This window comes from Gemmiger sp. (assembly GCF_057431175.1).
Genome location: NZ_DBMDDV010000013.1, coordinates 1 through 12,613, shown reverse-complemented (window position 1 = coordinate 12,613; position 12,613 = coordinate 1). Strand labels below are relative to the sequence as shown.

10 protein-coding genes are annotated in these 12,613 nt (G+C 60.2%); 9 read left to right on the top strand and 1 reads right to left on the bottom strand.

Annotation, left to right across the window (positions count from 1 at the left end; genetic code table 11):
- The first annotated feature begins 111 nt into the window (after positions 1-111).
- Positions 112-1,200, top strand: coding sequence for a sugar kinase (locus ACZO0A_RS06400; protein ID WP_215690942.1), 1,089 nt, complete (start codon positions 112-114; stop codon positions 1,198-1,200).
- A 236-nt stretch (positions 1,201-1,436) separates the two neighbouring features.
- Here ACZO0A_RS06400 and ACZO0A_RS06395 read toward each other — a convergent pair whose 3' ends face one another.
- Entirely contained in the window at positions 1,437-2,219 is a 783-nt protein-coding gene (locus ACZO0A_RS06395; RefSeq protein WP_302375995.1) for a ZIP family metal transporter, read from the bottom strand.
- A 258-nt stretch (positions 2,220-2,477) separates the two neighbouring features.
- Between ACZO0A_RS06395 and ACZO0A_RS06390 the strand changes: the two genes are divergently transcribed.
- From ACZO0A_RS06390 to ACZO0A_RS06355, 8 genes are all read left to right on the top strand, one after another.
- Entirely contained in the window at positions 2,478-3,686 is a 1,209-nt protein-coding gene (locus tag ACZO0A_RS06390; RefSeq protein ID WP_294718277.1) for a phosphoglycerate kinase, read from the top strand.
- 100 nt (positions 3,687-3,786) lie between these two features.
- Positions 3,787-4,557, top strand: coding sequence for a triose-phosphate isomerase (gene tpiA / locus ACZO0A_RS06385; protein ID WP_294780471.1), 771 nt, complete (start codon positions 3,787-3,789; stop codon positions 4,555-4,557).
- Positions 4,558-4,635: 78 nt separating this feature from the next.
- Positions 4,636-6,162: a 2,3-bisphosphoglycerate-independent phosphoglycerate mutase gene (gene gpmI, locus ACZO0A_RS06380; RefSeq protein ID WP_294718278.1), complete on the top strand. Its 1,527-nt coding sequence runs from the start codon at positions 4,636-4,638 to the stop codon at positions 6,160-6,162.
- 221 nt (positions 6,163-6,383) lie between these two features.
- On the top strand, positions 6,384-8,012 hold the full coding sequence (locus ACZO0A_RS06375) for a hypothetical protein (RefSeq protein WP_302375993.1): 1,629 nt from the start codon (positions 6,384-6,386) through the stop codon (positions 8,010-8,012).
- Between the two features lie 114 nt (positions 8,013-8,126).
- Positions 8,127-9,248, top strand: a complete 1,122-nt coding sequence (locus ACZO0A_RS06370; protein WP_215690956.1) for an N-acetyl sugar amidotransferase — start codon at positions 8,127-8,129, stop codon at positions 9,246-9,248.
- Positions 9,248-9,550, top strand: a complete 303-nt coding sequence (locus ACZO0A_RS06365) for a Dabb family protein (RefSeq protein WP_291208913.1) — start codon at positions 9,248-9,250, stop codon at positions 9,548-9,550. The genes ACZO0A_RS06370 and ACZO0A_RS06365 overlap by 1 nt, the downstream gene beginning before the upstream one ends.
- A 117-nt stretch (positions 9,551-9,667) precedes the next feature.
- Positions 9,668-10,825, top strand: a complete 1,158-nt coding sequence (locus tag ACZO0A_RS06360) for an amidohydrolase (RefSeq protein WP_486846162.1) — start codon at positions 9,668-9,670, stop codon at positions 10,823-10,825.
- Between the two features lie 24 nt (positions 10,826-10,849).
- On the top strand, positions 10,850-12,412 hold the full coding sequence (locus tag ACZO0A_RS06355; protein WP_486846161.1) for an O-antigen ligase family protein: 1,563 nt from the start codon (positions 10,850-10,852) through the stop codon (positions 12,410-12,412).
- Positions 12,413-12,613 lie beyond the last annotated feature (201 nt).

Here is a 12,613-nt window from a genome sequence, read left to right as displayed (position 1 = left end):
CTTGTTAAAAAACTAACCGCACAAATTTTGCGCATTTTACCTTGCAATTCGGCCTGTAATGCGGTACACTTAAACTAACAAAATATGGCAAAAACAGGAGGACTTCCCCCCATGGAACACAGCAATCCGATCCTGATGGGCAACAGCAGCCCGCAGAAGTTTATCACTATCGGCGAGGTGATGCTGCGCCTGACCCCGCCGAACTATGAAAAGATCCGCATGACTTCCACTTTCGAGGCCAGTTACGGCGGCAGCGAGGCAAACATTGCGCTGGCTCTGGCGAACCTCGGCGTGGATTCCACCTTCTTCAGCGTTGTGCCCAACAACTCCCTGGGCAAAAGCGCCATCCGCTGGCTCCGCTGCAATGACGTCCACTGCACGCCGATGATCCTCTCCACCAAGGAAGAAACCCCCAGCCACCGCCTGGGCACCTATTACCTTGAGACCGGCTACGGCATCCGCCCCAGCAAGGTCATCTATGACCGTATGCACAGTGCCCTGACCGAGTACGACCTGACCAAGGTCGATTTGGATGAGTTGTTTGACGGCTTCGACTGGCTGCACCTGTCCGGCATCACCCCGGCGCTGAACAAAAACTGCGCCGATTTTATCCTGCGCTGCCTGCGCACCGCCAAGGAGAAGGGCCTGACTGTCAGCTTTGACGGCAACTTCCGTTCCACGCTGTGGTCCTGGGAGGATGCCCGCGACTACTGCACCCAGTGCCTGCCCTACGTTGATGTACTGTTCGGCATCGAGCCGTACCACCTGTGGAAGGACGAAGAGGATCATGCTAAGGGTGACTGGAAGGACGGCGTCCCTCTGCAGCCCAGCTATGAGCAGCAGGACGAAATTTTCCAGCATTTCATCGACCGTTACCCCAACCTCAAGTGCATTGCCCGCCATGTGCGCTATGTCCACTCCGGCAGTGAGAACAGCCTGAAAGCCTTTATGTGGTACGAGGGTCACACGTTCGAGTCCAAGCTCTATACCTTTAATATTCTGGATCGTGTCGGCGGCGGCGATGCCTTTGCCAGCGGCCTGATCTACGCCATGATGCACGACTATAAGCCGATGGATATGGTCAACTTCGCGGTCGCGTCCAGCGCCATCAAGCACACCATCCACGGCGATGCCAACATTACCGACGACGTGGAGAGCATCCGCAATCTGATGAATATGAACTACGATATCAAGCGGTAATACGTAAAATAAAGCGCCGTCCCGGGTGAGGGACGGCGTTTTTATTTGGGAAGGTGTCCGCTGCCCGCCCGGCACGTAGGTGTAAATCAGCAGCAGCCCGAACAGCAGCGGCACCGCCACGATCTGCTCGATGCTCGCAATGCGCTGTAACTGGTGGACGACGGGCCGCACATATACTGCCCCTACACCTCTGCCTGGCGGTTTTTACCTATTATACTGCTGCCGCCAAACGCAAGTCACCCCAGCGCCACATCCAGCGCCATCATCAGGGTAAAGCCCAGCGCAAAGCAGATCGTGCCCACGTTGGAGTGTTGACCCTGGGACATTTCGGGGATCAGCTCCTCGATAACAACATACAGCATCGCGCCCGCGGCAAAGCTCAAAAGATACGGCAGCGCGGGCACGACCAGCCCCGCCGCCAAGATCGTGAACAGTGCGCCCAGCGGTTCCACCGCGCCGGACAGTGTACCCATCAGGAACGCCTTGCCTTTGCTCATGCCCTCGGCTTTCAAAGGCATTGAAATGATCGCACCTTCGGGGAAATTCTGGATGGCAATGCCCAGGGACAGCGCCAGTGCGCCCATGGCGGTGATCTGCGCGCTGCCGGTTAAGTATCCCGCGTACACAACGCCGACGGCCATGCCCTCCGGGATATTGTGCAGCGTGACGGCCAGCACCAACATCGTCGTGCGGGAAAAGCCACTTTTGGGGCCTTCGGGCGTGTCCGCGCCCTGGTGCAGGTGGGGGACGAGCACATCCAGCAGAAGCAGGAACCCGACGCCGAGCCAGAACCCGATAACGGCGGGCAGGAACGCCAGCCGCCCCAGCGCGGCGGACTGCTCCATGGCGGGGGAGAGCAGGCTCCAGATGGATGCCGCCACCATGACCCCGGCGGCAAACCCGGTCAGCGCCCGCTGCACGCCGGGATGCAGGGACTTTTTCATAAAGAACACGCAGGCAGACCCGATAGTCGTGCCCGCAAAGGGGATGAGGATCCCAATGAATGCGCTTGTTAGCATACACTAACCCTCCTGTATAAATCATAGTAAAATAGTATGCTTTCGTAAGGGATTATAGCACAAAGGGGGAGGGGCGTCAAGGCACAGGGGGAAAGCCCCTCCCGACACAAAAATTTTACACCCCCTTCACACAAAGCAGTTAAAAATATATCAAAAACACTTGCGCAAATCGAACTTTGTGCGTATAATAATACTAAACCCCTTGGGGTGCGGTGCGCCCCGCCAAAAATGTGAAACATACCGAGAGGAGCTTTTACTATGGGTTTGGGTAAAAAGACCATTGACGATGAGAACTACGCCGGTAAGCGCGTACTGGTTCGCTGCGACTTCAATGTCCCGATGAAGGACGGCGTTATCACCAATGATAACCGCATCAACGCCGCACTGCCGACCATCAAGAAATTGATCAACGACGGCGCTAAGGTCATCCTGTGCAGCCATCTGGGCAAGCCGAAGAACGGCCCCGAGGCCAAGTTCAGCCTGGCCCCCGTTGCTGTCCGCCTGAGCGAGAAGCTGGGCCAGCCGGTCGTCTTTGCGGACGATGACACTGTCGTCGGCGAGAATGCCAAGGCTGCTGTTGCCACCATGGGCAACGGCGACGTCGTTCTGCTGCAGAACACCCGCTTCCGCAAGGAAGAGACCAAGAATGAGCCCGCTTTCAGCGAAGAGCTGGCCAGCCTGGCCGACGCTTATGTCGATGACGCCTTCGGCTCCTGCCACCGTGCCCACTGCTCCACCGCCGGTGTGACCGACTATGTCAAGGACACCGCTGTCGGCTACCTGATGGAGAAGGAGATCAAGTACCTCGGCAACGCCGTGAACGATCCCGAGCGTCCCTTCACCGCCATTCTGGGCGGCGCCAAGGTCGCGGACAAGCTGAACGTTATCTCCAACCTGCTCGAAAAGGTCGATACCCTGATCATCGGCGGCGGCATGGCCTACACCTTCCTGAAGGCCCAGGGCTACGAGATCGGCAAGAGCCTGTGCGACGACTCCAAGCTGGACTACTGCAAGGAAATGATGGCCAAGGCCCAGGAGAAGGGCGTCAAGCTGCTGCTGCCTGTTGACGCTGCCTGCATCAAGGACTTCCCCGATCCCATCGATGCTCCCATCGAGACCACCATTGTTCCGGTCAGCGCCATCCCTGCTGACCAGGAAGGCTGCGACATCGGCCCCGAGACCATGAAGCTGTTTGCTGATGCCGTCAAGGCCAGCAAGACCGTTGTCTGGAACGGCCCCATGGGCGTGTTCGAGAACCCGACCCTGGCTGCCGGCACCCTGGCTGTTGCCAAGGCCATGGCAGAGAGCGACGCCACCACCGTCATCGGCGGCGGCGACTCCGCAGCTGCTGTCCAGCAGATGGGCCTGGGCGACAAGATGACCCACATCTCCACCGGCGGCGGCGCATCTCTCGAGTACCTCGAGGGTAAGGAGCTGCCCGGCATCGCCGTCATCCAGAAGGCTTGATCAACAATACCCGCAGGAGCGCGGCGGCAGAGCCGCCGCGCTTTTTATGTAAAGGCTTCCCCCTCAAGGGGGAAGGCTTATTATGGAAGGAGTAATTACCATGGATAAACAGAACCGCAAAGCCATCATTGCTGGCAACTGGAAAATGAACAAGACCGCTACCGAGGCCAAGGCCCTCATCAGCGAGCTGATCCCCGCTGTCAAGGACGCCGGCTGCGAGGTCGTTATCTGCGTTCCCTTCACCGACCTGGTCACCGCTGTCGAGATGACCAAGGGCACCAACATCCATGTCGGTGCCGAGAATGTCCACTTTGAGAAGTCCGGCGCCTTCACCGGCGAAATTTCCGCCGATATGCTGACCGACCTGGGCGTTGAGTACGTCGTGATCGGCCACAGCGAGCGCCGCCAGTACTTTGCCGAGACCAACGAGACTGTCAACAAGCGCACCAAAGCTGCGCTGGCCGGCGGCCTGAAGCCCATCATCTGCGTTGGCGAGAGCCTGGATCAGCGTGAGCAGGGCGTCACCGAGGAACTGGTCCGTATGCAGGTCAAGATCGCCCTGAACGGCGTGACCGCTGACGAACTGAAGAACGTCGTTATCGCCTACGAGCCCATCTGGGCCATCGGCACCGGCAAGACCGCTACCGCTGACCAGGCCGAGGAAGTCTGCGCCGCCATCCGCAAGGTCGTCGGCGAGCTGTACGGCGAGGACGCCGCCAAGGCCCTGACCGTCCAGTACGGCGGCAGCATGAACCCGAAGAACGCTGAGGAACTGCTGAACAAGCCCGACGTTGACGGCGGCCTGATCGGCGGCGCGTCCCTGAAGGCTGACCAGTTTGCTGTTATCGTGGACGCTGCTACCAAAGGCTAAATTGCGTTTTCCCGGAATGTTTGTAGGGAACGCATATATGCCGCCCCTACAACCCTATTATTAAGGAGTTTCAATTTTATGTCCAAAAAACCTGTTATGCTCTGCATTATGGACGGCTTTGGCTGGACACCCGACAAGACCTTCGGCAATGCCGTGGCCGCCGCCAACAAGCCCAACTTGGATAAGCTGTTCGCCAACTACCCCATGACCACCATCGAGGCATCCGGCATGGCTGTCGGCCTGCCTGATGGCCAGATGGGCAACTCGGAAGTCGGCCACACCAACATGGGCGCGGGCCGCATTGTCTACCAGCAGCTGACTCTCATCACCAAGTCCATTAAGGACGGCGAGATGCTGAAAAACCCGGTGCTGGTCAAGAACATGAAGGCCGCTATCGACGCAGGCAAGGCCATCCATCTGATGGGCCTGGTCGGCACCGGCGGCGTCCACAGCCACGCCGACCACTGGTATGGCGTGCTGGAAATGGCTAAGCACATGGGCGCGAAGGACGTCTACCTGCACTGCATCATGGACGGCCGTGACACCGACCCCCACAGCGGCAAGGGCTTCCTGGCTGACCTGCAGGCCAAGCTGGACGAGCTGGGCATCGGCAAGATCGCCAGTGTCTCCGGCCGTTACTACGCCATGGACCGCGACAACAACTGGGACCGTGAGGAAAAAGCCTACGCCGCCTTTGTCTACGGCGAGGGCAACCACGCCGCCAACGCGCAGGAGGCCATTGAGGCCAGCTACGCCGCCGACGTGACCGACGAGTTCGTCATCCCCGTTGTCACCTGCGAGGGCGGCCGCGTCGAGGACGGCGACACCGTCATCTTCATGAACTTCCGCCCCGACCGTGCCCGCCAGATGACCCGCATCTTCTGCGATGACGCCTTCACCGGCTTTGAGCGCCGCGGCGGCCGCAAGCAGGTCAACTACGTCTGCATGGCCGAGTACGACGCCACGATGCCCAACTGCGAAGTTGCCTATCCGCCGGTCGAGCTGAAGAACACCCTGGGCGAGTACCTGGCCGCCAACGGCAAGACCCAGCTGCGCATTGCCGAGACCGAGAAATATGCCCATGTGACCTTCTTCTTCAACGGCGGCGTCGAGCAGCCCTGCGAGGGCGAGGATCGCAAGGTCATCCCCAGCCCGAAGGTTGCCACCTACGACCTGAAGCCCGAGATGAGCGCCTATGAGGTCGCCGACGAGTGCAAGGCCCGCATCGAGAGCGGCAAGTATGATGTCATCATCCTGAACTTCGCCAACTGCGATATGGTCGGCCACACCGGCGTGTTTGATGCCGCTGTCAAGGCCGTTGAGGCTGTTGACAAGTGCGTCGGCGAAGTCACCGACGCCGTACTGAACGCAGGCGGTGTGGTATTCCTGACCGCCGACCACGGCAACGCCGAGAAGATGAAGAACCCCGACGGTTCTCCCTTCACCGCGCACACCACCAATGTCGTGCCCTTCGCGGTCATCGGCGCTGGCGACGTGAAGCTGCGCGAGGGCGGCTGCCTGGCAGACATCGCCCCCACCATGCTGCCCTATATCGGCCTGCCCGTCCCCGCGGAAATGACCGGCAAGAGCATTATTGTGGAATAATTTAACAACGCATCCCCGCGGCGGGCCGTTTGGCCCGCCGCCTTTTGTGTTTGTAGGGGCCGGGCATGCCCGGCCCGCAGCTTTCCCATAAGAAACCATTCGCCCTACACACGCGGGCCACAGATGTGCGGCCTCTACAAATGCATCGCGCACCCTTGCTATTTTCCCCAAAATGCGGTATAGTTATCTTAACTGAACATATCCGATTTAGGAGAAACTGCATGAAACAACAAACAAAGGGCGGGGCGCTGCACAAGGTCTGGCAGGCGCTGCCGTGGCTGTGGATGGCGGCAGCGTACCTGTTTGACCTGTGGTATCAGCTGGTGCCCGGCAAATGGATCGTCGATTCCGACCTTGCCTCGGAAATGATCCTCTCCGACCTGCTCAACAAAGAGGGAACCATCATCAGCCATAACTGGTTCTACTCCACCGAGCTGAAAGTCGTCAACCTGCAATGGTTCTACCGCCTGGGACTGCTGATTTTCCCCAATGACTGGCACCTGGCCCGCACGTTTGGCATGGCCATCACGCTGGCGCTGTTCGCGGCGGCCATGCTCTTTTTCGTCAAATGCGCGGGGCTGGGGCGCGCGGGCCTGTGGATGGTCGGCACGCTGCTGTGGCCCTTCGGACAGCATTACCTGGTCTACGCGATCTACGGCGGCTATTATCTCGTTTATACGTTCTTTTATATGCTGGTACTGGCGCTGGTGCTGCGCAGCCTGAACGCCGATAAAAAGCACTGCGCCCTGCAATGGGTGCTGGCTTGCGTCATCACGGCGGTGGCCGGCATGAACGGCGTCAAGCAGCTCATGGTGTTCCACGCGCCGCTCTGTCTGGCAGCGGCCATTCTGTTGGTGCTGGCACTGCACAGCTGCGGCAAGACCGACTGGAAGGCCGCCCTGGACGTCTGCCGCAAAGAAGTTCGCTTGCTTGCGGCGTCGCTGGTCACGGCGGTGGCCGCTGCGGCGGGGTACTTCGTCAGCAACGCGGTTTTGTCCCGGATGTATGACTTCAAATCCTACAACTTCATCGTCTGGAACCGCGACGAGGATTGGTTCACCCTCGACCGCATCCTGATGGACTTCTTCCATGAGTTTGGCTACGAGAACGGCTCCGGTGTGTTCCACTTCGGCGGCATTGCGGCGGCCGTGGGCCTGCTGCTGGGCTGCTGGATGTTCTTCTGCATCGTGCGGCTGCTGCTGCGGCTGGACAAGCTGGAACGCAACGACAAGCTGCTGGTGCTGCTGCTCGTCGCCATGCTGGCGGTCTGCGGCGTGGCCTACACCTACTTCCACGAGTATTACCTCTACTTCTGGCTCATGAATATGCCGGTGGCCATCGCCGTGATGGCGGTGGAGATCAAGACCGAGGACTTCCACATCCTGGGTGCCCGGCAGCTGCTGGGCGTGGGGCTGGCGGCCTGCTTTACGCTCTGCGCCGTCAGCACGGTACGCCAGGAGCAGGAACACCCCTACCTGGCCCACAAGGGGCTGAACACCGCCGCCGAATGGCTGGTGGACAACGGCTATACCCAGGGCTATTCCACATTCTGGAACGGCAACGCCATGACCGAGTTGACCAGCGGCAAGCTGGAAGTCTGGACGCTGCAATCGCTGGACCGCGACGATGTGCCCAACTGGCTGCAGCCCAAGAGCCACCTGACCACCGACCCGGAGCACCCCTTCCTGCTCATCGACACCGAGACGGATGGCCCGGCAGAGAACGCCAAGCTAATCCAGTACGGTGACTGCACCGAGGTGTACAACGATGGCCGCTATGTCATCTACGATTTCGCCGATGCGGACGCCTTGCACGCAGCGGCCCAGGCGGCAGCGGATGCAAAACAATAAGACAAGACACCATGTTATATAGGGGCGGATGTTTGCAACCGCCCGCGGGGCGTCGAGGACGCCGCCCCCCCTGCAACCGAACCCGATACTATATATAAATTAAGGAGATTTCATATGCGTTACTGCAAAAAATGTACGATGCCCGACACCCGACCCGGCATTACCTTTGATGCCGAGGGCGTGTGCAGCGCCTGCCGCCACTACGAGAACCGCAAAAACGTCGACTGGGACGCCCGCTTCAAGGAGTTTGAGGCCTACTGCGACAAGTACCGCGGCATGAACGGCCCCGGCGGCTATGACTGCGCCGTCGCCGTCTCCGGCGGCAAGGACAGCCACTTCCAGGTCTGGATGCTCAAGGAAGTCATGCACATGAACCCCATCCTGTTCAGCGTCGAGGACAACTTCCCCATGACGCAGGCGGGTATCCACAACCTCAAGAACATCAGCGAGGAGTTCGGCTGCACCATCATCTCCTGCAAGCCTAACATCAAGGTCCAGAAGGTCCTGATGCGCAAATTCTTTGAGAAATACGGCAAGCCGACCTGGTACGTCGACCGCCTGATCTACACCTTCCCGCTGCACATGGCGGCCAAGTTCAACACCCCTATGCTCTGCTACGGCGAGAACGTCAGCTTTGAGTACGGCGGCAACGCCGACAAGGAGACCTACTCCGCCATGGATCAGATCGAGAACGGCGTCGCTGTGGGCATGCCCATGGACGAGCTCCTGGGCGACGGCGTGACCGAGAAGGACCTGTCCCTGACGCTGGCCCCCAGCGCCGAGGAGCGCGCCAAGCTTGACCCGTTCTACATGAGTTACTTTGTGCCCTGGAACAGCTACAAGAACTACCAGATCGCCAAGGCCCACGGCTTCCACGACCTTACCCACGAGTGGGACCGCACCCACCACGCCGAGAACTTCGACCAGATCGACTCCCGCGCGTACCTGGTGCATTCCTGGCTGAAATACCCCAAGTTCGGCCACGCCGCCGCCACCGACTATACTGCCCGCTACATCCGCTACGGCATGATGACCCGCGAGGAAGCTATCCCCATCATCAAGGCCCGCGACGGCAAGCTGGATCCGCTCTGCGTGCGTGATTTCTGCGATTTCTGCGGCTACACCGAGACGGAGTTCTGGGCCATCATGGACAAGTTCTACAACCGTGACCTGTTCGAGAAGAACGAGTACGACGAGTGGCAGCTCAAACATCCCATCTGGGAGGAGAACAAGTAATGGTACGCCATGTCATTTTGTGGAAACTGAAGGATATGCCCGACGCAGAGAAGGCCGCCGTCAAGGCAGACATCAAAGCCGGGCTGGAAGGTTTGGTGGGTAAGATCCCCGGTCTGCTGGAAGTCCATGTCTACACCGACGCCCTGCCCAGCAGTGCCAATGCAGACCTGATGCTGGACACGACTTTCACCGATGCCGCCGCACTGAAAGGCTACTCCACCCACCCGGCCCACGTCGCTGTGGCCGACGGTAAAGTAAGACCATACACGGCGGTACGGACGTGTTTGGATTTTAATGTGTAAGTAAGCAGAAAATAAAATGTAGGGGCGGATTCTATATCCGCCCGTGGACGCTTCCGCAGCCGCGGACTCTGCGGGCGCATATAGAATGCGCCCCTACGGTATAACGGAGGAATAACCATGACCACCCTCATCCGCGGCGGCCTTATCCATGACGCGGTCCACCGCGGGGCGTATATCGCCGATATCCTGCTGGCGGGCGGCAAAATTGCCGGCATCGGCACCGATCTGACCGCCCCGGCGGACGCGGAAATCTTCGACGCGGACGGTCTCGACGTCTACCCCGGCTTCGTCGATGCCCATACTCACATTGGCCTGGACGGCTACGGCATCGGGTACGAGGGCTGCGATTACAACGAAATGAACGATATCTGGACGCCGCAGCTCCGAGCCATCGACGGCATCAACCCCCGTGACCCCTCGCTGGCTATTGCCCGCAAGGCGGGCGTCACCTGCGTCTGCACCGGCCCGGGCAGCGCCAATGTGCTGGGCGGCACGTTTTTGGCCATGAAAACCGTCGGCGACCGCATCAATAACATGATCGTCAAAGACCCTGTTGCCATGAAATGCGCCTTCGGCGAGAATCCCAAGCGCTGCTACCGCGACAAGTGCGACTCGACCCGTATGTCCACGGCGGCGTTCCTGCGCGGTGCGCTGATGCAGGCCAAGGACTACGGCGCACGCAAGCAGGCCGCAAACGGCGATGTGACCAAGATGCCCGCCTACAACCAGAAGCTCGAGGCTCTGCTGCCGGTGCTGGCAGGGGAGATCCCCCTGAAAGCCCACGCCCACCAGGCAAACGATATCTTCACCGCGCTGCGCATTGCCCATGAGTTCGGCCTGCGCATCACGCTGGAACACGTCACTGAGGGCCACCTCATCGTGGAGGAACTGGCAAAAGAAAAAGACGTGCCCATGGCCGTCGGTCCCAGCCTGACCCACGCCAGCAAGTTTGAATTGCAGAACAAATCCTGGGCCACGCCCGGTGTGCTGGCGAAAGCGGGCTGCCATGTCTCCATCATCACCGATAACTCGGTCATCCCGCAGCAATATCTGCCGCTCTGCGCCGGTATGGCCGTCAAGGCGGGCATGGATGAGTTTGATGCGCTGAAAGCCATCACCATCAATCCGGCGGAACATATCGGCGTGGCGGACCGCGTCGGCACGCTGGAGGTGGGCAAGGACGCCGACGTCGTCATCACGAACGGCTGCCCCTTTGAGGTCATGACCGAGACGCGGGCTGTTTTCATCGACGGCAATCGCGTCGATACCCTGTAAAATAACGCTGAAAGGAACTTTTGTATGCACTTGCCTGAACGCCCGCTGCGCTGCGCCCCTGCAGCCGTTGCCGGGAACGTGCTGACGTTGGCGGCGCTTTTGCTGCTGCCGCTGTATATGCCAAGCGGCTATGTGGGCCTTGTGGATGCAAAATTTCACCTGCTGCTCTGGCTGGCGGGGGCGGGCGCTGCGCTGCTGGTCTGGCGGCTGTGGCTGGGCCTGCGCGGCCGTGCCCCTGCCGTTCGGCTGGATTTGGCAACCGCATTGCCGTTGCCGGTGCTCTGTTTGAGCTACACGGTGGCCTGGTTCTTTGCCGAGGATCGCGCCCTGGCCCTGTGGGGGCTGGCGGGACGGTACAACGGCCTGCTGATGCTGCTTGCCTGCACGGTGCTTTACTTTGTGGTGCGGCTGGTGGGTGGCGGTGTGCCCTCGGTGTGGTTCGGGCGGTTGCTGGCGGGCGCGGGCTGCGCCGTCACGCTGTTGAGCTGGCTGAACTTTTTCATGGCCGATCCGCTGGACGCCTATTACAGCTTTCTGCCCGGCAGGGGCGGGCTATTTCTGGGCACGGTGGGCAACATCAATTTTTACGGTGCACTGTTGGATATCTGCCTGCCCATCGCTGTGTGGGAGCTGCTGACTGCCCCCGACCGGGACACCGCCCGGCGGTGGGGCGCGGTGTCCGTTTGCCTGGGCACCGGGCTGATTGCGGCGGGCAGCGACGCCGCCTGGCTCGGGGCCGTTTGCGCGGTGTGGGCGCTCTGCATGGCACGGCGTGTCACGGCGGGGCGGCTGGCCCGGCTGCTCTTCGCGGGAGGGGCCTGGGCGCTCTGCGCCGCTGCGGCGGGTCTGCTGGCCCGCTGGCTGCCCATCCGCACCGAATGGCGCACCCTGTCCGGGCTTGTCACACAGCTGTTCCCCGCGCTGGCGGTGGCAGGGGTGCTTTTTGCGCTGGGCGCACTGCTGCGCCGCTGGCCCACGGCCCGCAGCTGGCGAGCCGCGCGGGTGCTGGGTGTCCTGACCGTTTTACTGGCGGCTGAGCTGTTTGCAGCGGCAAATTTCACGAGCATTCTGCCCGAATCCCTTGCTGCCTCGCTGCGGTTTGACGACCAGTGGGGTTCCAACCGCGGCTTTGCGTGGAAGCGCCTTTGGACCGTCTACAAGGACGATTTGACGCCGCTGCAGATGGTGTTCGGCCTGGGCGGCGACGCAGCCAACGCGCGGCTGAACATTGATGATTATTCTGTCAAATATATGACGCTGCTCAACGGCGACGTTTTTGACTCGGCCCACAACGAGTATTTGCAGCACCTGCTTTGCGGCGGTGCGGTGGGCCTGGCTGCCTGGCTGGCGTTTCTGGCCGGGCATATCCGCCGTGGGCTGCGGACTGCGCCCGGGCTGGCACTGGCAGTTTTCGGGTATGCGGTGCAGGCGTTTTTCAGTATCAGTATGCCCGGTGTGCTGCCGCTGGTGTTTGTGTTGGCGGCCCTCTGTGTAAAGTCGCAGCCCCTAGCTGCCCGGGGAGAGTACCGATGCCTGCTGGGCCTGGCCCTGGCCGCCCCGCCGGTAATGCTGCTGGCGGCGCTATAAAAGAATCGTATCGAAAAATGTACGGTAGGGGCGGGGCTCTGCGTTGAAAACGCTGTGACCCCTAAATAGTGTACAAAAGTGTGAAAGAAAATGTGGATTATTGGTGAAAATGTGAATTGACAAAAGCTAATGGGGGGGGGTATACTTTCAATAGTCTTGAAATTTACTGCAAAGTAAACAAACACTATTGAGAGGAGTCCT